Source organism: Acidocella sp., assembly GCF_035535915.1.
Taxonomy (GTDB): Bacteria; Pseudomonadota; Alphaproteobacteria; order Acetobacterales; family Acetobacteraceae; genus Acidocella.
The window spans coordinates 1-19,617 of record NZ_DATLPB010000036.1 but is presented as its reverse complement, the minus strand read 5'-3'; the positions used below and the strand labels follow the sequence as shown (position 1 = coordinate 19,617).

19 protein-coding genes and 1 pseudogene are annotated in these 19,617 nt (G+C 61.9%); 9 read left to right on the top strand and 11 right to left on the bottom strand.

Translation table 11 applies throughout. From position 1 onward, the window contains the following. Positions 1-107 precede the first annotated feature (107 nt). The 5 genes and pseudogenes from cysT to VNC39_RS04875 all read left to right on the top strand — a co-directional run bounded on the left by cysT (position 108) and on the right by VNC39_RS04875 (position 4,480). On the top strand, positions 108-938 hold the full coding sequence (gene cysT / locus VNC39_RS04895; protein ID WP_325396762.1) for a sulfate ABC transporter permease subunit CysT: 831 nt from the start codon (positions 108-110) through the stop codon (positions 936-938). Further along, on the top strand, positions 931-1,770 hold the full coding sequence (gene cysW / locus VNC39_RS04890; RefSeq protein ID WP_325396760.1) for a sulfate ABC transporter permease subunit CysW: 840 nt from the start codon (positions 931-933) through the stop codon (positions 1,768-1,770). The genes cysT and cysW overlap by 8 nt, the downstream gene beginning before the upstream one ends. Before the next feature lie 3 nt (positions 1,771-1,773). Next, positions 1,774-2,883 (top strand): sulfate/molybdate ABC transporter ATP-binding protein, encoded by a 1,110-nt coding sequence (locus VNC39_RS04885; protein ID WP_325396758.1) that lies wholly within the window; start codon positions 1,774-1,776, stop codon positions 2,881-2,883. A gap of 19 nt (positions 2,884-2,902) precedes the next feature. Next, positions 2,903-3,147, top strand: a pseudogene (locus tag VNC39_RS04880) (integrase core domain-containing protein); the annotation flags it as partial. Between the two features lie 292 nt (positions 3,148-3,439). Then, positions 3,440-4,480 carry an LLM class flavin-dependent oxidoreductase gene (locus tag VNC39_RS04875; protein ID WP_325396756.1) on the top strand — a complete coding sequence of 347 codons (1,041 nt, stop codon included), beginning with the start codon at positions 3,440-3,442 and terminating at the stop codon, positions 4,478-4,480. Between the two features lie 38 nt (positions 4,481-4,518). Here VNC39_RS04875 and VNC39_RS04870 read toward each other — a convergent pair whose 3' ends face one another. The 7 genes from VNC39_RS04870 to VNC39_RS04840 form a co-directional block, all read right to left on the bottom strand. Beyond that, positions 4,519-5,775, bottom strand: coding sequence for an ABC transporter substrate-binding protein (locus tag VNC39_RS04870; protein ID WP_325396754.1), 1,257 nt, complete (start codon positions 5,773-5,775; stop codon positions 4,519-4,521). A gap of 79 nt (positions 5,776-5,854) precedes the next feature. After that, complete coding sequence (locus VNC39_RS04865; protein ID WP_325396752.1) at positions 5,855-6,556, bottom strand: ABC transporter ATP-binding protein; 702 nt, start codon at positions 6,554-6,556, stop codon at positions 5,855-5,857. A 1-nt stretch (position 6,557) separates the two neighbouring features. Beyond that, the gene (locus VNC39_RS04860) at positions 6,558-7,313 is read right to left on the bottom strand and encodes an ABC transporter ATP-binding protein (RefSeq protein WP_325396750.1); all 756 of its coding nucleotides are present in this window, start codon (positions 7,311-7,313) and stop codon (positions 6,558-6,560) included. Further along, complete coding sequence (locus tag VNC39_RS04855) at positions 7,306-8,334, bottom strand: branched-chain amino acid ABC transporter permease (protein WP_325396748.1); 1,029 nt, start codon at positions 8,332-8,334, stop codon at positions 7,306-7,308. Before VNC39_RS04855 ends, VNC39_RS04860 begins: the two co-directional genes overlap by 8 nt. A gap of 10 nt (positions 8,335-8,344) precedes the next feature. Continuing rightward, positions 8,345-9,226 (bottom strand): branched-chain amino acid ABC transporter permease, encoded by an 882-nt coding sequence (locus VNC39_RS04850; RefSeq protein WP_325396746.1) that lies wholly within the window; start codon positions 9,224-9,226, stop codon positions 8,345-8,347. 7 nt (positions 9,227-9,233) lie between these two features. Continuing rightward, complete coding sequence (locus VNC39_RS04845; RefSeq protein ID WP_325396744.1) at positions 9,234-10,502, bottom strand: SfnB family sulfur acquisition oxidoreductase; 1,269 nt, start codon at positions 10,500-10,502, stop codon at positions 9,234-9,236. A gap of 88 nt (positions 10,503-10,590) precedes the next feature. After that, positions 10,591-11,817: an acyl-CoA dehydrogenase family protein gene (locus VNC39_RS04840; protein ID WP_325396742.1), complete on the bottom strand. Its 1,227-nt coding sequence runs from the start codon at positions 11,815-11,817 to the stop codon at positions 10,591-10,593. A 104-nt stretch (positions 11,818-11,921) separates the two neighbouring features. Here VNC39_RS04840 and VNC39_RS04835 point away from each other — a divergent pair, with 104 nt between their 5' ends. Beyond that, positions 11,922-13,268, top strand: coding sequence for an LLM class flavin-dependent oxidoreductase (locus VNC39_RS04835; RefSeq protein ID WP_325396740.1), 1,347 nt, complete (start codon positions 11,922-11,924; stop codon positions 13,266-13,268). A gap of 65 nt (positions 13,269-13,333) precedes the next feature. On the opposite strand, the gene VNC39_RS04830 is transcribed toward VNC39_RS04835, so the two are convergent. Beyond that, on the bottom strand, positions 13,334-14,518 hold the full coding sequence (locus tag VNC39_RS04830; RefSeq protein WP_325396738.1) for an LLM class flavin-dependent oxidoreductase: 1,185 nt from the start codon (positions 14,516-14,518) through the stop codon (positions 13,334-13,336). Positions 14,519-14,914: 396 nt separating this feature from the next. Then, the gene (locus tag VNC39_RS04825; protein ID WP_325396736.1) at positions 14,915-15,187 is read right to left on the bottom strand and encodes an EthD domain-containing protein; all 273 of its coding nucleotides are present in this window, start codon (positions 15,185-15,187) and stop codon (positions 14,915-14,917) included. Positions 15,188-15,279: 92 nt separating this feature from the next. On the opposite strand from VNC39_RS04825, the gene VNC39_RS04820 reads away from it, so the two are divergent. Further along, on the top strand, positions 15,280-15,675 hold the full coding sequence (locus VNC39_RS04820) for a winged helix-turn-helix transcriptional regulator (RefSeq protein ID WP_325396734.1): 396 nt from the start codon (positions 15,280-15,282) through the stop codon (positions 15,673-15,675). Positions 15,676-15,764: 89 nt separating this feature from the next. On the opposite strand, the gene VNC39_RS04815 is transcribed toward VNC39_RS04820, so the two are convergent. Both VNC39_RS04815 and VNC39_RS04810 read right to left on the bottom strand, forming a co-directional pair. Next, positions 15,765-16,256, bottom strand: a complete 492-nt coding sequence (locus VNC39_RS04815; RefSeq protein WP_325396732.1) for a type II toxin-antitoxin system YhaV family toxin — start codon at positions 16,254-16,256, stop codon at positions 15,765-15,767. A gap of 14 nt (positions 16,257-16,270) precedes the next feature. Beyond that, a complete protein-coding gene (locus VNC39_RS04810; RefSeq protein ID WP_325396730.1) occupies positions 16,271-16,603 on the bottom strand; it encodes a type II toxin-antitoxin system PrlF family antitoxin in 333 nt (110 codons plus the stop codon). Positions 16,604-16,895: 292 nt separating this feature from the next. Between VNC39_RS04810 and VNC39_RS04805 the strand changes: the two genes are divergently transcribed. Both VNC39_RS04805 and VNC39_RS04800 read left to right on the top strand, forming a co-directional pair. Further along, the gene (locus VNC39_RS04805; RefSeq protein WP_325396728.1) at positions 16,896-17,093 is read left to right on the top strand and encodes a hypothetical protein; all 198 of its coding nucleotides are present in this window, start codon (positions 16,896-16,898) and stop codon (positions 17,091-17,093) included. A gap of 1,201 nt (positions 17,094-18,294) precedes the next feature. Further along, positions 18,295-19,617: methyl-accepting chemotaxis protein (locus tag VNC39_RS04800; protein ID WP_325396726.1), on the top strand; the 1,323-nt coding region annotated here is incomplete at its 3' end.

The window sequence follows — 19,617 nt, the reverse complement described above, 5'->3', positions numbered from 1 at the left end:
CCGCTGAAGCTGTTCACGGTGCAGGAACTGTTCGGCTCGCTCACCGAGGCGCAGAAGGTCCACTTCAACGACGGCGGCCAGTTCGACAAGCTGTACACGGTCAAGTGATGGCGGCCGGCGGCAGCAAGAAGGTCCTGCCGGGCTTCAACCTCACGCTCGGGTACACGCTGCTGTACCTGGGCCTGGTCGTCCTCATCCCGCTCTCGGCGCTGGTCCTCAAGACCTTCACCCTGAGCTGGGACCAGTTCTGGACCGCGATCAGCTCGCCGCGGGTGCTGGCGTCCTACCGGCTCACCTTCGGCGCCTCCTTCCTCGCCGCGCTGGTGAACGTGGTGTTCGGGCTGCTGGTGGCCTGGGTGCTGGTGCGCTATTCGTTCCCGGGCAAGCGCATCGTCGATGCGCTGGTGGACCTGCCCTTCGCGCTGCCCACCGCGGTCGCCGGCATCGCCTTGTCGACGCTCTACGCGCCGCAAGGCTGGCTCGGCCATTTGCTGCTACCGCTCGGCCTGCGCGTCGCCTTCACGCCGGCCGGCATCGTCGTCGCCATGATGTTCGTCTCGCTGCCCTTCATCGTCCGCACCGTGCAGCCGGTCATCGACGATCTCGATGCCGAGCAGGAGGAAGCCGCCCATCTCATGGGCGCCTCCGCCTGGCAGATTTTCTGGCGGATCAGCTTTCCCGCCATCCTGCCCTCTTTGCTCACCGGCTTCGCCTTGGCTTTCGCGCGCTGCCTCAGCGAGTATGGCTCGATCATTTTCATCGCCGGCAACAAGCCGATGATTTCGGAAATCGTGCCGCTGCTGATCGTGGCACAGCTCGACCAGTTCGACTATCAGGGCGCGACCGCGATCGGCACGCTGATGCTCGGCGTCTCGTTCCTGCTGCTGCTCACGATCAATTTGCTGCAAGCCTGGGTCCGGCGGCGCCAGAATGGTTAGAATTCTGCTCATCACCACGGCGTTGCTGGTCATGGTTCTGTTCCTGGTCCTGCCGCTGCTCACGGTCTTCATCCAGGCGCTTTCCGCCGGGTTCGGCGCTTATGTGGCCGCGATCGTCGACCCCAATGTTACCGCCGCCATTGGGCTTACGCTGCTCATCGCCGCCATCGCGGTGCCGGCCAATCTCGTTTTCGGCATCGTCGCCAGCTGGTGCATCGCCCGCTTTCGCTTCCCCGGGCGCAGCGTGCTGCTCACCTTGATCGACCTGCCGTTCTCGATTTCCCCGGTCGTCGCCGGCCTGCTCGAAGTGCTGCTGTTCGGCCTCAACGGCTTGCTCGGGCCGTTCCTCGCCGCGCATGGCGTGCAGATCATTTTCGCGCTTCCGGGGATGGTGCTCGCCACGATCTTCGTCACCTTCCCCTTCGTCGCGCGCGAGGTGATCCCGCTTGCCCAGGAACAGGGCAATGACGAGGAGGAGGCGGCCGTGACCCTGGGCGCCAGCGGGTTGCAGATATTCTGGCGCGTCTCGCTGCCGAAAATCCGCTGGGGCCTGTTTTACGGCGTGCTGCTCTGCAACGCCCGGGCCATGGGCGAATTCGGCGCCGTCTCGGTCGTCTCGGGCAAGGTGTTCGGCTCCACCGACACGCTGCCGCTCGCCGTGGAATCGCTTTACGAGAGCTATGAGATTCAGGCGGCCTTCGCCGCCGCTTCGCTGCTCGCTTTGCTCGCTCTGGCCACATTGGTCTTGAAAGCCGCGCTGGAATGGTGGCACCGTGACGAGATCGCCGCCTCACGCCCGCGCACATCTGCTCGTCCGCAAAAGGCCGCTTGAAGAATGACCGCCGATATCGCCGTTTCCCATGTCTCCCGCAGCTTCGGGGCCCATAAAGTCCTGGATGACGTGTCGCTGACTGTTGCGCCCGGAGAATTGCTCGCACTGCTCGGCCCGTCCGGCTCCGGCAAGACGACCTTGTTGCGGCTGATCGCGGGGCTGGACCAGCCCGATTCCGGCCGCATCACCATCGGTGATATCGACGCGTCATCGCGCAAGCCCAAAGAACGTGGCGTCGGCTTTGTGTTCCAGCATTATGCGCTGTTCCGCCATATGAGCGTGTTTGAGAACATCGCCTTTCCGTTGCGCGTCCGCAAAGCCGGCAAAACGGAGATCCGCGCCCGTGTCGTGGAACTGCTCCGCCTGATCCAGCTCGAAGCCTTGGCGAAGCGCTACCCGTCGCAACTTTCCGGCGGACAGCGCCAGCGCGTGGCGCTCGCCCGCGCGCTCGCCAGCCAGCCCCGCGTGCTGCTGCTCGATGAGCCGTTCGGCGCGCTGGATGCCGTGGTGCGCCGCGACCTGCGCCGCTGGCTGCACCACCTGCATCGGGAGATGAACATCACCACGATCTTCGTCACCCATGACCAGGAAGAAGCCTTCGAACTGGCCGACCGGGTGGTGATCATGCAGCAAGGCCGGATTTCCCAGCAGGGTACGCCGATGGACATCTACCGGCAGCCGGCCAATATCTTCGTCCACGAATTCCTCGGCGAGAGCAATCGCATCGCCTGCCATGTCGTCGACCTCAAGGTGCGTGCCGACGCCGGCTATTTTCTCGGCCAGACGGATGGCGCTGACGGGGCGGCGACGGCCTTCGTCCGCCCGCACCAGATCGCCGTCAGGCCCAGCGCCTCCGGTCCCTGGCGCGTCGCACAGATTGCCAGCAGCGGGACTCATGCGCGCCTGACATTGGCCTGGCAGGAAACGCGGCTCGAGAGCGGCATGACCGCCGACGCGCTGCTGGCGGCGGGGCTCGCCGTCGGCACGCCGGTCGACATCGCCTTCACCGGCGGCGCGGTGTTTCGAGAAGGGGGCGCCCCATCCGCGCTGCAGAATCAGCCGGAGGAAAAATCAGTCTCGGATATCGGCCGGACTCAGCTTTCGGTTCTTTAAAAGAAAGGAAATTTTGCTCGTCCGGGTCGACTTCTCGCGGCCCGGCAAACCGATGGACAACGCCTTTATCGAGACATTCAACGGATCGCTGCGGGAGGAGTGCCTGAACCTGCATTGGTTCAACACTATTGTCGAAGCCGATCCCTGATCGAGGCGTGGCGCCAAGACTATAATGAGAGCCGGCCTCACATGGCTCTGGGCAATAAAACGCCTCGAGAATATGCTTTGTCTACGGGGGGACTTGGGCCCATACTGAGCGTTTAATGACCGTCGAAGGCCAACTCTCAAGCCGGACCACCAAACCGGAGCACTTCATACCCATCAAAACCACATCAATGGTGGATCAGTTCTTGGGGGGTTAGACCAAAGAGGGGCAAAGGCGGCTTGGCGATGAACGTGGCCGCCGTAGGGTACTTCGCATTTTCATATTTCTTTATTATCTACAACATTTATAGTTAAAGTAGGGAAAAGTGATGACCGTCAAATTCACCAATTCGATCCGGCCAACGACGGAGGAGAGACAATCGGCGAAACCAGCAACACGGGAACACTCAGCATGAGTGCCTTGCGGTTTGGCATCTGGGCCTTGGTGCATGGCAGCCGTGGCGCCTTTCAGGACCCCGATGAGCCTTTGGACGCGTCCTGGGAGCGCAACCGGCGGCTCGTTTTGGAGGCCGAGGCGCTGGGCTATGATTCCACGCTGATCGCCCAGCACACGGCCAACCCCTACAATGACGAATGGGACGAGCTGGAAGCCTGGACGGCGGCGGCGGCCCTTGCCGCGCTCACGCAGCGCATCGAGATCATCGCCGCGATCAAGCCGCCGCTCTACCACCCGGTCGTGCTCGCCAAGATGGCCCAGCAGATCGAGCACATCTCCGGTGGCAGGTTCGCGATCAACCTGGTGAATGCATGGAACAAGCCGGAATATGAAAAAGCCGGCATATTGTTCGCCGATCATGACGAGCGTTACGTTTATGGCCGCGAATGGATCTCCGTCGTCGAACCGCTCTTGCGCGGCGAGCGGGTGAGTTTCGATGGACGTTACTTCCAGGTGCGGGACTATCTTTTGCGCCCGGCCGATCCGTTCCGCGCGCGCCCGGCGATCTATGTCGGCGGCGAGTCGTTGCCGGCGCAGGATCTGGTCGCGGCGCATGGCGACGTGTGGTTCATCAACGGCCAGCCGCTTGCCGAGGTGGAGCGCCTGATCGCCAGCGCCCGGGCCCTGCCGCGCAGTGGGCCGCCGCTCCGTTTCGGCCTTTCCGCTTTCGTCATCGCGCGCGAAACTACAGCAGAAGCGGAGGCCGCCTATGCCCATCTCGCTTCGATCGCGGCGAAGGATGCGCCGATCCGTGCGCGTCAGGCGGCGAACACCGATCCCGCCGTGGTGATGAAGCACACGCACGCGGCGCAGACACCGCGGATCGGCACCAATGGCGGGACGGCAGCCGGCCTGGTCGGCAGCTACGACGAAGTAGCCGACCGCATTCGGGCGTTCCATGCGGCGGGGATCGAGCTCTTCATGCTGCAATACCAACCCTTCGAAGCGGAAATGCGCCGCTTCGCCAAGGAGATCTTTCCCCGCGTCAAAAACTGACGGCTAAGGCGGGCGCACGCGCCCGCCTCCCCGCCGTTTCAACCATTCCCCGTGGTGCAGCGCGAATTGCCGGTTTGCGCAGGCGGCACCGCGATCGCACCGATCGGCGCGATCAACGCCGTGCCGATGAAGGGGAAGTTGTAGAATTTACCGGTGGTCGGCTCGACCTCGCCGGTCGCCTGGCCGATCTGCACCTGATGATCGCAGGAACGGATGGTCAGAGGACCGGCGACCGAGTTGTATTGCAAACCTTCCAAAGCTTTTTCGACCTTATCGAAATCGGTCGAGCCGGCGCGCTGGATCGCCAGGGCCGCGAGTTGCGTCGCGATGTAGGATTTGCCGACAGATGCGGTCGGCCACGGAACATCGGTCTGCGCGTGCGCCGCGTGCCAGGAGGCAACGAAGGCGTCGTTTTGCGGGCTGTCGATCGTCGGCTCGTAAACGTCCGCGCCGATATCGCCGATCGCGGCGTTGCCGACATGCTTGAGCACGTCAGGGTCGGCCAGGAAGGTGCCGCCGATCCGCGGTTTCAGCCCGAAACTATTTGCCTGGTTCAGCAATTGCACGAGATCCGCGCCCCAATCGGCGGTCAGCACGAAATCCGCGCCGGAGGCCTGGATCTGCTGCAGATAGGGCGAGAAATCGGCGGCGCCGCGCGGATGAAACACGTCGCCGACGATCTGGACGCCAGGATCGAGCCTTGCGAGTGCTTTCTGGAAACCGACCGCGGATTGATGCCCGAACGAATAATCCTCGTTCAACAGGAACACTTTCTTCACACCGGGGTAATCATGCTTGAGCGCATAGACGATCGCCGCGGCGTGCATCGTTGCGCTGGACGCCACACGAAACACCGCCGGCTGAAATTCCGCGCCGGTCAGTTCATCCACCTCACCGGCGAATGCGATCACCGGCACATGGTATTGCTGCCCGACCGCGACCAAGGCGCGCAATATGTCCGAGCCGGAAGCGCCGATGATTACGCTCACATGGTCCTGCAGCACGGCATCCACCGTTTTACGCCTGGCGACAGCGGCGTTGAGTTCGGTATCGATCACGTCGAGTTTGACAGGGTGGCCATCGATGCCGCCTTTCGCATTGATCTGATCGACAGCGAACTCGATGCCGGCGAGGTTCTGGCCGTCAGTCACCTTGAACGGACCAGATTCGATGATGGCCGCCAGAAACGTGATCGGTGCTTTGCCATTATCGGCCGCGGCGGGGTGCGTCGTCGCCGCCAAAGCGGTGGCGCATAACAAAGAGGCCACGAAAGCTTTAAGGCTGGGTCTTGTCATTGTCTAATCTCCTCATGGATACGGGGGTGAAATGGCGACGCGATCGATGGCTCAATGAATAAAGCCGATGGCGCGGCCGTCAGACTTCAAGATATTGCCGCCTGATGTCGGTACATGCCTCGAGCCTGTCCGGCGTACCGTCGAACACCGTTTCACCCTTGGCCATCACCGTGATGCGATCGGCAATGCGCCGGGCAACGGCAAGCTTGGATTCCACCACCAGCACCGCGATGCCGGTTTCGGCGAGCGCCTCGAGCGTCTGCTCCAGCGCCTGCACGATCACCGGCGCAAGCCCTTCCGTGGGTTCATCCACAAGGAGCAAACGCGGCTCCGCCATCAAGGCCCGGCCGATGGCGAGCATTTGCTGCTCGCCGCCCGATAGTGTGCGGCCGCGCTGGCGCAGCTTGCCCGCCAAACGTGGAAAAATATCGAGCACGCGACCGAAGCTGGCGCGCGACGGCCGGCCGAGCCCGCGCCACACGCCCATCGAGAGGTTTTCGGCAACGCTCAGATCCGGAAAGATCAATCGCTCTTCCGGCACGTAGCCGATGCCGCGGCGCGCGATGGCATGCGGCGGCAAACCGACCAAAGAGGCGCCGCCAAAGCGGATCTCGCCGCCGGCCGCCCCAATGATGCCCATGACGGTTTTCAGCGTCGTGCTCTTGCCGGCGCCGTTACGGCCGAGCAGGCACACCACCTCGCCGGGACCGCAGGTCAGCTTGACGTCATGAAGCACCTGGCTTCGTCCGTAGCCCGCGGCAAGCGCGTCAATCCTCAGCATGTCACGAAACCGGCTCGCCGAGATAGACCCGGCGTACCTCCGGGTCGGCATTCACCTCTGCGGGCGTGCCCTCGGTCAGCACGTGGCCGTAATCGAGCACAGTGATCCGGTCCGCAAGCGCGTAAACCACATCCATGTCGTGCTCGACGAGGATCAGCGTTCGGTTGCCGATCACCGTCTTGAGCAGGTCGATGAGGTCCCTTGTCTCGGCGGCGGAAAGCCCCGCGGCCGGCTCGTCGAGAATGATGAGTTCCGGGTCTTGCGCCAGAACCAGGGCGATATCGAGCCGGCGTTGCATTCCATAAGGTAGCGTGTTGACGCGTTGTGTCAGAACCGACAACAAACCGACCAAGGCCGCGATCTGCTCGGTCTCAGCGAATATCTGTTCGAGACGACGAAGCCGCCGGGCGGGCGTCATGCCGAGGCCGTGCTTGCGCAGCAGCGCACCACGGATATTCTCGCCCACGCTTGCCTCGCCGAACAGGCTGAGAATCTGAAACGACCGTCCGATGCCGAGCCGGTTGCGCCGGTGCGGCGGCAAGAATGTGATGTCCCGTCCGCGATACGCGATGCGCCCGGCATCGGGACGATATTTGCCGGTCATGATGTTGATCAGAGTCGTCTTGCCGGCCCCGTTCGGTCCGATCAAACCCCGCCGCTCACCGCTGCGGATGGCAAGCGAGAGATTGTCGAGCACCGTCCCCGCGCCGAAGCTTTTCGAAATGCCACGCAGGGCGAACAAAGGATCATCAGACATCGCGGCGTCCGATCAGGCGGGCAAACAACATGCCAGGCAACCCGGCGACACCGCGAGGAAAGACCAGAACCAGCAGGATGAAAACGAGGCCCATCCAAAGCTGCCAATGCTGGGTCACGGCGGAGAGCCGGTCCGAGCCGAAGATGTAGATGGTGCTGCCCAGCAGCGGACCCCAAAACCATTGGGAGCCACCGATGAAGGTCATGATGATCACGGTGGTCGACAAGGTCAGGTCGATGCTGTCGGTCGAGACGAAGCCGTTGGCAATCGCCCAAAGCGCGCCCGCGATGCCGGCAATGAAGGCGGCGAGGCCGTAATTGGCAAGCTTCACGCGATGCGCGTCATAGCCGAGAAACACTGCGCGCTGTTCGTTCTGGCGGACCAGCTGGATGGCGTTGCCGAAGGGCGTGCGTTCGAGAAGGAACCATGCCGCCAACGCGACCGGGATGAGGAAGGCGACCGACAATTCGTAGGTCTGCGTAATTGAGGGATTCACGAGGCGCCAGCCCGGCAGCAGCATCAACGAGGCCGGCATGAAGCTGCCGAGCCCATCCGTGCCGCCGGTAACGGCGTGCCATTTGAACGCGATCGTGTAGAAGAAGGCGCCGATGGCGAGCGTCGTCATGGAAAAATAAGCGCCCGCGCGACGCACGCAGACATGTCCGAGCAGGAGGCCGAGCAGGCCGGCGCCGGAAGCGGCTATCAGGATGAGCACGGGCACCGGCAGCGCGGGGAAGGCCTGCAGCAGCAAGGCAGCCCCATAGGCCGCCAAGCCGAAGAACGCGGCATGACCGAACGACAGCAAGCCCGAATATTTGAACACGATGTTGAAGCTGATCGCGAACAGCCCGAACAGAATGGCCTGGCCGAGATCGTTGAGCGCAGCTTTGGAAACGATCCAGGGTGCGCCTGCGACCACGGCAAGCAGGACGATTGTCGCCAATGTTTCCGCCACCCGGCCACGACCGCGTTCGGCGTCGAGCGCCGAGAGCACGGGGCCGAGTTTACCGGGGATGGTCATGCTTCACTCCTCACGCGCCATTCCGGGCGCCGAACAGGCCGAGCGGCCGGAACAGCAACACCCCGGCAAGCACGATGAACGGAAAGAACAGCGCGTAATCTGAGAAAAAGACGCTGCCGAAACCTTGCACCAAGCCGAGCAGGCCGGCGACGGCGAAGGCGCCTGACAGGCTGCCGAGACCGCCCGCGACCACCACGATGAAGGCCTGCACCAAAGCGTCATCCGCCATGCCGGGATACACGCCGACCATCGGGGTCATCACCACGCCGGCGATCGCAGCGAGATAGAGACCAACCAGGAAGACCAGCATGTGCACCGTGCTCACCCTGAAGCCGAGAGCATCGACCATTTGCGGATGGGTCGCGGCCGCGCGGACCACCATGCCAAGCCGCGTACCGCCGATCAGCAACGCCAGGAGAGCGACCAGCACCAAGGTGATGGCGATGACGAACAAATGATAGACCGGCAGCGTCGCGCCGAGGATGGCGAGATGGCCGCGCAGACCCGGCGGCGGCGCGACTGTCAGCGCATCGTCGCCCCAGACCATCTTGGTCGCCTCGGCGATCACATAGGCGATGCCGATCGTGAGAAGCAATTGCGGCGTGTGGCCCGCCGCGTAGAGACGGCGGAACAGCCAACGCTCGGCGGCAAGGCCGAGAATGACCGTCGCCGGGGGCGCCAACAACAAAGCGAGCCAGAAGCTGCCGGTGCGCTCGGCGACCGAATACGCGATGTAGCCGGCCAGCATGTAGAAAGACGTGTGCGCGACGTTGAGGAAGCCGAGCATGCCGAACACCACGGTGAGCCCCGACGCGATAAGGAAGGCGAGGCTCCAATAGGTGAGCGTGTCGAGCGCACCCGCGACAAACAGGCTGGCAAGATGGAAGCTCATCGCAGCCTCAAACCAGCCCGTGCCGCGGCGGCGCCTTGGCGTTCAAGGCCCAATCGCCGATGACATTGTATTTCCAGCGCACGGGATCGTGCAGCGTATGGACGCGGGCGTTGCGCCAATGCCGGTCGAACCGGTGCGGCTCCAGCGTCACCCGTGTGCCCGCCAGTTCGAACAGCACATTGCTCGCTTCGAGCGCGATCTCCGTCGTCAACACCTTGGCTTCGGCGACCGCGATGGAAGCCTCGGCGACGCTGCCCTCGGTCGGCGCCGCAATCGAGCGATCGACGAAGCCGCCGGCACGATCGAGCAGCGCCTGCGCCGCATGCAACGCGATTTCGAGCCTGCCGATCGTGGCGATCGTGTAGGGATCGTCCGCCGCACGGGGCGAGCCGGAATCCCGCCACGGGCGGGCGACCTCGCGAACCAGCCGCTTGGTATCTTCAACCGCGGCAACGGCGATGCCGCTGTCGATGGCCGCCTGGATGATCTGCGCCACCGCCCCGTTCGGCACCGGCCGTTCCTGTACGAGATAGAGTGGCAGAACATGGCTCTCCGGCACGAAGACCCGCTCGAGGATCACTGTGCCACTCGCCGTTGTCCGCTGCCCGAAGCTCGACCAATCGTCGCTCACCGTGAGGCCGGGGGCGTTCCGCGGCACGATGGCGGTGTAGCGGCGGCCGGCGGAATCCAACGCGCCGACAGAAATGAAATCGGCAAACAGCGCGCCGGTCGAATAAAATTTTCGGCCATTGATTTCATAACCGGCTTGCCCATCGCGCTGCACGGGCGTCATGACCGTCTCGAACTGATGCGCGGCCTTGTCCGTGAGTTCGGCGAGCGCGTTGCCGAAGCGCGCACCGTTCAGGATCAAGTCAAAGAAATAGCGCCGCTGCGCCTCGCTCCCCAGCGACTGGATTTGAAAAGCGACGCTCAAATGGTTTTGGGGAATCTGGCCGATCGACGGATCCGCCGCGGAGATAATCTCGATCATTTTCGCGACGGTACGGTACGACAGTTCGGCGCCGCCAAAGGCGCGCGGCACGGCAATGGCCCATAGGCCGCTCGCGCTGAAACGCTCGATTTCCTCATGCGGAAGTTGGCGCAGACGGTCCCGCTCGGCCGCCCCGACCGCAAACGCCGCCGCCAGTGCGTGCGCCACTTCGATCGCCTCACTGTCCGTTCCGATCCGGTGCGCGGGTGCCGTTCCCGTGCGTGGCACCACCGCCACAACATCCGTCTTCACGATTCGTATCCGCTCTTCAGTTTCATCCATCATGCCGACGATAAACCTATTTAGTCAATATGATATATATTATTTAGAAATACGTCCATGCCGCCGCTCGGATCCGGCGGCGTTCCTGAGGTCAGGAGCCCCCCTCCCCGACCATCCAGGTGAAAGGCGGCGCCGTCCCATTCACGGCGAAATCGCCAACGATGCGCTCCTTGTAGATCAGCGGATTATGCGAGCCGATCGTCCGCGCGTTGCGCCAATAGCGGTCGAGTGCTTTGGCGCGGTCCGTTGCCGAAGCGCCCAGCGCGTCGAACATGAGCGTCGTCGCCTCGAGAATCAGCTTGGCCACGACAGGCTGCGCCGCGCACATTTCAAGCTCCGCATCGATGGCGGCTTCCGTCAACGGCTTGGCCTCGTTTGCAAACGAAAGTTCAAACACACGCTGCGCCGCTTCGGCCGCCTGCAACGTAATCGCCGCGGCGGCGTAGGCGAGGCTGCGCACCCGCCCCACCACCTGCAACACCTGCGGATCCACGCGCGGCTGTGCGCCGGCGCCGTGGGTGTAAGTCCGGGTGCGCGCCGCCACTTCAGCCGCGACATCTTCAGCGGCCGCCCGCCCGATGCCGGACAATGTCGCGAGATGCACAAGCTGGAAAAATGCCGTGCGATATTTGGACCGGCTGGAAAGCCGGAATATATCTTTTGGATCGACCGGAACATTGACGAATTCGGTTGTGCCGCTGCCTGTCAGGATCTGTCCGAAACCGTTCCAGTCCTCACGGCGCGAGACGCCTGGGTCGGTCGCCAAGGCCAGGCCGCTCACGACCTCACCGTCCAACACCGCACCGAAATTCACCCAATCCGCAAATAGAGCGCCTGTGCTGTAATATTTCGTGCCATTCAGGAGATAACGGGCTCCATCCTGCACCAGAATCGTGCCGAAAGAACCGACCTGGTTGCCGCCGCCTTCGCTGAAGGCGCTGCCGACCAGATCCCCCGCGACGAAACGCGGCAACCACCGCGCCCGTCGCGACGCATCGCCCGCGCTCAGTATATCCTCGACCACGCCAAAATGGGCGCGCAGCGCCTGCGTGACATTCGAATCCGCGACCGCCAGTTCGGTCAAAAGCGCAAACAGCTCGGGCAAGGTCGCGCCGCCACCGCCATCTTCCGCCGCGATGCGCACAGCCCCGAAGCCCGCGTCCCGAAGCCAGCGGATCGGCTGGTAAGGCAGCGTCCGGTCAGTCTCTCTCTGCAACGCGCCTTCCCTGATGCGGCGGAAAATCGGCTGAAATCGCTCCGCCAATAATTCGTAAGAGCGGCTCCGCGGCGCGGCCCACCCGGCTTTATGATGCACCATATCCATCCCGTTCTTCGGCTATATCGCATTGAGTATTGCGCGGTTAATCTAGTTGGCCGATATAGTAAATATTATATTGCCAAAACCCGCCTGTAGAGATCGCAATGTCCGAACCGAAACGTGAGATTCACCTCGCCGGCTTCATGATCGCCGGCCCCGTGGTCCATAGCCATGCGCTGTGGCGGCACCCTTTGACCACACGTCCCTTCACCGACCCGCGCCTTTATGTGGAAGTCGCGCAGACGCTCGAGAACGGGCTGTTCGATTTTCTGTTCTTCGCCGATCGCCTCGGCGTTTCGAGCCAGCTCAACGGTGGGCGCGACCTGTCCTTCCGCTATGGCGCACAGGACGCCGCGCGGCTCGATCCGCTGCCGATTGTGAGTTTCCTCGCCGCGGCAACCACCCGGCTCGGGCTCGGCGTCACAAGATCGACCACTTATTATCAGCCGAACCACATCGTGCGCAGCTTCACGACGCTCGATCATCTCACCGCCGGACGTGGCGCGTGGAATGTCGTGACATCGATGAACGACAGCGAGGGCCGGATCTTCGGGCATGCGCAGCATATGGAGCACGATCAGCGCTACGACCGGGCTGACGAGTTCATGGAAGTCGCCTTCAAACTCTGGCGAAGCTGGGATCCGGACGCGCTCGTGCAGGACAAGGCAACCGGCATCTTCGCCGATCCCGCGCGCATCCGCAGCGTCGCGCATCACGGGGCATTCTTCGATGTCGAAGGGCCGATGAACATGCCGCCGGGCCCGACCGGACATCCGGTCATCATTCAAGCAGGCTCATCGGGGCGCGGGCGCCGCTTCGGCGCGCGCTGGGCCGAAGCGATCTTCACCATCAACCGCACCATCGAGGAAGCCCGCGCCTTCCGCGATGACGTGCGGCGGCAAGCCGTCGCGTACGGGCGCGCACCCGATAGCAGCCGTATCCTCACCGCAATCATGCCTTTCATCGGGCGCACCGAAGCGGAGGCCATCGCCAAACGCGACGAACATAACGCCCTCGCCAGGCCGGAGCTCGGCATCGCCACATTGTCGAGCCAGCTCAACTTCGATTTCGGTCCGTTCGCGCTCGAGACCGAGATCTCCCGCCTCGCGGACGATCCCGCATTGCCCGATGCGGTGCGCGAAAAATTGCGGACGACCGGCGAGCCGGGCATGACACTCGGCGCCCTTGGACAAATCTGGGCCAGCAGCGTGCGGGTCCCGCAACTGGCCGGCACCGGCGCACAGATCGCGGCGACGATGGCGGCGTGGTTCGAGGCCGGCGCATGCGACGGCTTCGTCATCAGCCCGGCCTATCTGCCCGGAAGCTTTACGGAATTCGTGGCTGAAATCGTGCCGGAGTTGCAGCACCTCGGTCTCTATCGCACGCGTTATACGGGGCAAACGCTGCGTGAGCATCTCGGTCTTCCCGCGGTGGCAGCCGCGCAACGTTAAGAAAAACCCCGCGCGTTACATCCGATGCGCGGAGCGCGGTGGCCCGCCCGCTCCCCGCGCATCGGTCAGGCGCAGCGCGCGCTGGTCTTCTGCTGCGTGACGGCCGGCAGGAACGGAATATCCCCCGTCGCGCTCACACCGCTCTCTCCGCCTTGCGGATGTGTCCACAACCCTTCGCGTTGCAGGATCGGCAGCACCCCCTCGCCGAACCAATAGGCTTCCTCGAGATGGGGCACGCCGGAGAGGACGAACTCGGTGATGCCGAGTTCCGCATATTCCTTGATGCGGTCTGCAACCTCGCAATGGCTGCCGACGAGCGCGGTCCCGGCGCCGCCACGCACCAGCCCGAAGCCAGCCCATAGATTGGGGGCAACCTCGAGCCTGTCCGTCGCGCCCTGATGGAGCGCCACCATGCGCGCCTGGCCCACCGACTCACTGCGGGCGAATCCCGCCTGCATCTTGGCGATTGTCTCAGGGTCGATCGCGGCAAGCAAGCGCCGGGTTTCCGCCCAGGCGGCTTCAGACGTATCGCGCGTGATAACGTGCAGACGAATTCCGAAGCGAACATCGCGGCCTTGCGCTTCTGCATGACGGCGTATCCAGGCGATCTTTGCCGCGACGTCGGCAGGCGGTTCGCCCCAGGTGAGGTAAACATCAGTGTGTCGCGCGGCCACAGGGCCGGCAGCTTCGGACGAACCGCCAAAATAAAGCGGCGGCGTCACCGCCGGCAGACGGGGAAGAGCCGCGCCCTCGACACGGAAATGTTTGCCTTCATAGTTGACCGCCCCCCCTTGCCAAAGCGCCCGCACGATTTCCAGAAATTCGCCGGCGCGCTCATAGCGCTCATCCTTCCCCAAGAAATCACCATAAGCACGCTGCTCATGCGCCTCACCGCCGACAACCACGTTCAACAGCAAACGGCCCTTGGAATAGTTCTGATATGTCGCGGCCATCTGTGCTGCTAGCGTGGGCGCGATCAGCCCGGGACGGAAAGCGACGAGAAATTTCAGGCTTTCCGTGACTTCGGCCAGCATGGCAGTTGCCAGCCATGCATCTTCGCACCAGGCCCCTGTCGGGGTCAGCGCGCCGATGAAACCCAGTTGCTCTGCGCTCCGGGCGATCTGGCCCAAATATGCCAAGGTCGGCGCACGGATGCCACCGGCGGTGCCGGCTGGCAGGCCATGCCCACCCCCGACAATATAGCGGCTGTCCCCGTATGTCGGCAGGAACCAGTGGAAGGAAAGAGCCATGCAGTTACTCCTGAATTAGCCATGACCCTTTCACGAAATTTCATGATCCGGGGAGGTGCATGGCTGGATGGGTGTCGTCCGGCTTTGTCGGGAAATAAGTCTACGGGAATAGTAGTAATTTATGCAAGCGTTTGTCAGCCTAGTGTCCGCTTTCAGACTGAGGCAAACGAGCACGCAATGACGTAAAAGGGTCGACGGCCGGCCTCGCCTCAACCTAGATGCTAGCCTGGCCTCACACCTCAATATACTCGGCGAGGCTGAGCGGGTTCTCGACGTCCCTGCGTGTCCGAGAAGCAATTGATCTGCGCTGGAACGCTTCCATTTTCTCGTTATCCAATGACTATCCGTTCCTCCGTCACCATCACGGCAACAGAAGTGAAATCGATAAAGGTCGGCTCATCGGGCTTCACCGTTTCGAAATAATTTTTTGGAGTTGAAGAAGGCGTCGTGATCGGCCCAGCTATCGAACCAAATCTCGGTCAGGCCATCAAAGGCGGGTGCGGGATAATTTAGCGCGGCAACCGGATGCGAGATCGCATATCTGCGGACATACTGCTGCGCTTCGGGAATGGAGGTAAATAACGGGGCGTGTTTGTTGCGATGATGATTGACAAACGCTTCGACGCTCATGCCTTCGACGCGATTGATCAGGTAGGCGAACTTGATCATTTATATCTCCTTGAGGCCAAGGTAATTCCCTAGCTTACTCAAGGTATATAATCTAAATCTAGGGTCAATTACGCACCTGAGGGAGCCTAGATATGGTCGAGGATACCGCGCACCCAACCCACCTCCTGCTCACCCAGGCGCATGCGAACCGTTTGGTGCTTGGGCAGATTGCCGACAAATGGTCCATCTTGATCCTCACGGTTGTCTGCATCGAACCGGCGCGGTTTAACGCCATCAAGCGGCGGCTGAATGGAATCACGCATAAGGCATTGACGGAGGCGCTCAGGCGCCTGGAGCGAAGCGGTCTTGTCTCGCGGCGCGTCCTCACGACAGCGACATTGGGTGTCGAATATTCGATCACGCCGCTTGGCCGTTCGCTTCAGGCACCCTGTATGGCGCTCGCGACCTGGGTGGCCGAATATTCCGGCACGGTGGTGCAAGCCCAACAGGCCTACGACCGGGAGCGGTCGGATGCACTGATGACATGATGGCTTCGACGGCCGGGGATATGACTGCTTTCGGCGCAAGCCTGAAGTAGCCGTTCAGATCATCTCGAATAGGACGATCTCTGCTGCGTTCAATCAATCACCTTGCCAGCTGATGCCGCAAACCGTTTTACAGCGTCGGGCGTCTGTGCCGAGGCCAAAAGTGCAGGCCAGCCGTCAGGCGGATTGCCGCTCCCTAGCATTTTCGCAAAAACCGCATAAGGGTCTGAGCTGGCGCCTGCCTTGCGCAGCGTGTCGCGGTCATTGACCCAAGCGTAAACAATTACCTTGGCCGTTGAGTCCGCCCGGAAAAACAGTCGGAAACGGCTGCCGCCAAACTTAGCCCTGAACCAGTGCCTATGCTCCTTTCCTAGCGTGTTGCCCTGTCGAAATTCGGGCGCGAGCGGATCATGTGGGATACGATCAAACACCAGAGCATAGATTGCCGCCAGCGTCTGCGCGTCGGCCTTACCCCGCCAACCAGTCGGGTCTGATTGTGTGGCGCGCTGCACGCTTGCCACAAGCCTCTCTAATTGATCCAGAAACAGGGGGTGGGCACAAAGGCTCCACCCGTTCTGTTTCAATTCAGGAAGCTGAACTATAGCGAGACATCCCCCTCAATGGGAGCGTCGAGGTCCACGTCGCCAATTTCTTTGGCCAAGGCGCCCATGCGAGAGGCCAGGGCGGGCGTGAGAGGACGGACGGCATCTTCTGGCCGGGCCGCCAAATCGGCAGCTAGGAGGCTTAAAAACGGTGACAGTGCCGGGTCCTGCTCGGCGTCATCCAACATCGCATGGATGGTGACGGTGTTGCCTTCCACTCGGAACGCGATACGGCCGCCATAGCCAACGCCGAGCGCTTTCCGGACGGTTTTTGGCACCGTCGTCTGACCCTTCGCCGTAATTGTGCAAACTTCTTCGACCACCTGCATATGCGGCTCCTATCACTTTGGATAAAGTGGTAAGGTATTTTCCTTACTTTGTCAAGCGGAGGTCATGTAGCCGTTTACAAAATTCAAGACTTTCGGAAAAGCGTCCCGATCAACCGGCTCCAGCCGCCAGCGCCCTATAGCGACCCATGGCGGTTCAATTTTCCTAGAAGCCTCCGCTCCCTTGGGGGCAATGGTGGGTAGTTAGCGCCCCTATTGACGTCGGCTAAAAAACTGTTCTTGGGATAAATTCATCGCCTCCCTGGCCTTGTGCGGCAATGAGGACGCGATCCGGGTGAAGCTGGCCGACAATGCCGACAACTTGGATCCGATCCGGCCGGTGATCGCCGGCGGCGAGGAGATGGCGGAGCGAAAGTATCTGCCGGCGCGGGCGATCCTGCGAGCGGCGCTCGGCGGCGACATCGGGCCGGCCATCAGCCAGATCACGGGAGCGAGCGTCCTGCCCAGGTTCACGACGCAAGGCTGGGGCTAATACCGGCTTTTGTGATAGTAAATTTTGCGCTCTAGAGTCTCACCCAAGCGGGCGCGGCCCCAAGGAATCCGCCGCGAAAGGCTGCATCGCGCTATCACTCGCCTATCACTGCGTGAGAGTTCCGGTGATACCCAAATGCCGCGATTACCGTCCATGATCTGGACGGTAATCTGGCCCTAAATGTTGAAAAAAGCAGCGAAGATATGCGAACATGATTTCGCCCCTAGCAGACCCACCGCCGAAAGGCGGGATGGCATCGGGTCCGGGTTCTTCCCGGAGGTCGCCACACTTGGGACCAGCAACGCCGAGAGCGGTCAAACCGGCGGGGGGTACGTCCCCCGCCACCCTTTCATCATCGTGTCTATGAGGACCAATGGCGTCAGCAATACTGAAGGCGAGAGAAATCGCGTGCTTCGAAATTTTGCCGATCGGGCAAGATTGTGGCTAACCATTTGATAGGCGGCCTAGTTTGAAGTGGTTTCGGCCAGTTAGACGCGCAGAAATGCGCAACCTAGAATTTTCTATACTGTCAAGCAAAAATTGGATTTTTCCAGGCCGCATCTCTGCACATAAGTTGTTGATTTTACACATAAATTTGAAACAGATTCACTGAAGGCTCTGTCTACCGACAGGTCCGGAGCAAAGCGCAGCAGGTCATACCAGGCAGCAGGAGGCAGCCGGTTTCAACACCATAAAACTGCCCCCACTATCTTATGGTGGGCGCTTCTACCGCCTGTCTAGCCCCGAAAAGGGCAAGAACGGCACCACTGACAAGCCCCGAACGGTAATCCACATCCAGTATAGTTAGTTTCGTTGTGGCTGGTTTGGTTTTGGTGTAGCCCGCACCGCGCCCTTCAACGTGGCTGGCGGTGGCGGCCACACCAAAAACCTCTGGCGCTGGCGGTCGATAGCCGGGCAATAATGCGGCCGGACCACATTGTGAATGAAGGTCCGAGACCAGCGCCGGCGTCCACCAAATGACGGCCCGCCGATTGGCTGGCCCTCGCGATGAGCGGAGGGAGTTCCAGCTATTTATGCCATTTCCAAAAGCTGCGTTCTAATTTAACGCGATTGGCGCGCTCATCATTGCCATCTATAGTTGTGGACTGCATATTAGGGCGGTGTAATCTTTACAAGAGATGCCGCCACTATTGGCTTCATCAAGATGCCTCGAGAACAATTTTGAGTAGCAGGGGTTTACGTGAAAAATCTTCCCATTGTCGGTAAAATCCTTACAATCCTGGGCGCTTTTGGTTTCTTTGTCTTGGCCGTGACCGGTTACGTGACACACCAGATGCGGACCATCGATACCGGGTACAAAAATCTCCGTGGGGGCGAGACCGCCGCGCTTATCGGGCTGTTGCGGGCCAACGGGGCGCTCGAAATCATGCGTTCCGACCTTGGTGAACTGGTGGTGAGCAAGGCGGCATCAGGCAATCCGACGACCGTGGCTGAAGTGGCGCGGGTGCGCGCGCATACGGCAATGTTCTTGGAGCAAGCGGCGGGGGCATATCCGCAGGATGCCGCAGCCATGCAGCAGCTGGAAACGAGGGGATTGCAACTCGCCAACGGGCAATGCGGTAACCCGAATGAGCTGGCCGCCACGGCGACGGTGGATGGCAGCGGTGGTACCATGCAAACGGAATTTCTTAGTAAATGCGTGCCTCAGTTTGTTGCCTTGAGCAATGACATTGTCTCCGAAATCAATCGTGTCGCAGCCGACGAGAACACCCGTTTCGCATCCCTGGCAGCTGCGACAGGTGGTACGATTACGACGACCCTGTCCCTGATTCTCGTCGGCCTAGTGCTTATGATGGTGGCCGGCTTTTTCGGGGCCAGATCGGGAATTTCGGCGCCGGTGAAAGCGCTACAAAATGTAATGGGCCGCCTATCTGGTGGCGATTTTCAGGCTAAAATCCTCGGCGCTGAACGCAGGGATGAAATCGGCGGCATGGCCCGGGCTGTACAGGTTTTCAAAGACGCAGGCCTCGAGAAACTGCGCCTGGAAGAAGACGCCAAGGCGACCGCCGCGCAGATGGATACGGAACGCGCGGCCAACGAGGCGGCACGCGCGGCGGCGGCAAAACAGCAGGAATTCGTCGTGCATTCCGTCGCCACGGGTCTGGAAAAGCTTTCCGGCGGCGATCTGCTGTTCCGCCTGACCGAGGCGTTCTCGGCCGATTACGAAAAGCTGCGCGGCGATTTCAATGCGGCGATGGAGAAGCTGCAGGTGACGATGCAGGCCATCGCCACCAACACGCAAGGCGTGCGCTCGGGCGCCGAGGAGATCACCCAGGCGTCGGACGATCTGTCGCGGCGCACCGAGCAGCAGGCGGCGAGCCTGGAAGAGACGGCGGCGGCCCTCGATGAGATCACCGCGACGGTGCGGCGCACCGCCGAGGTGGCGAACGAGGCGCGCGACCTGGTCTCGACCTCGAAGACCGATGCCGAGCGGTCCGGCGAAGTGGTGCGCCAGACGGTGGGGGCGATGGACGGGATCGAGACCTCGTCCAAGCAGATCGCC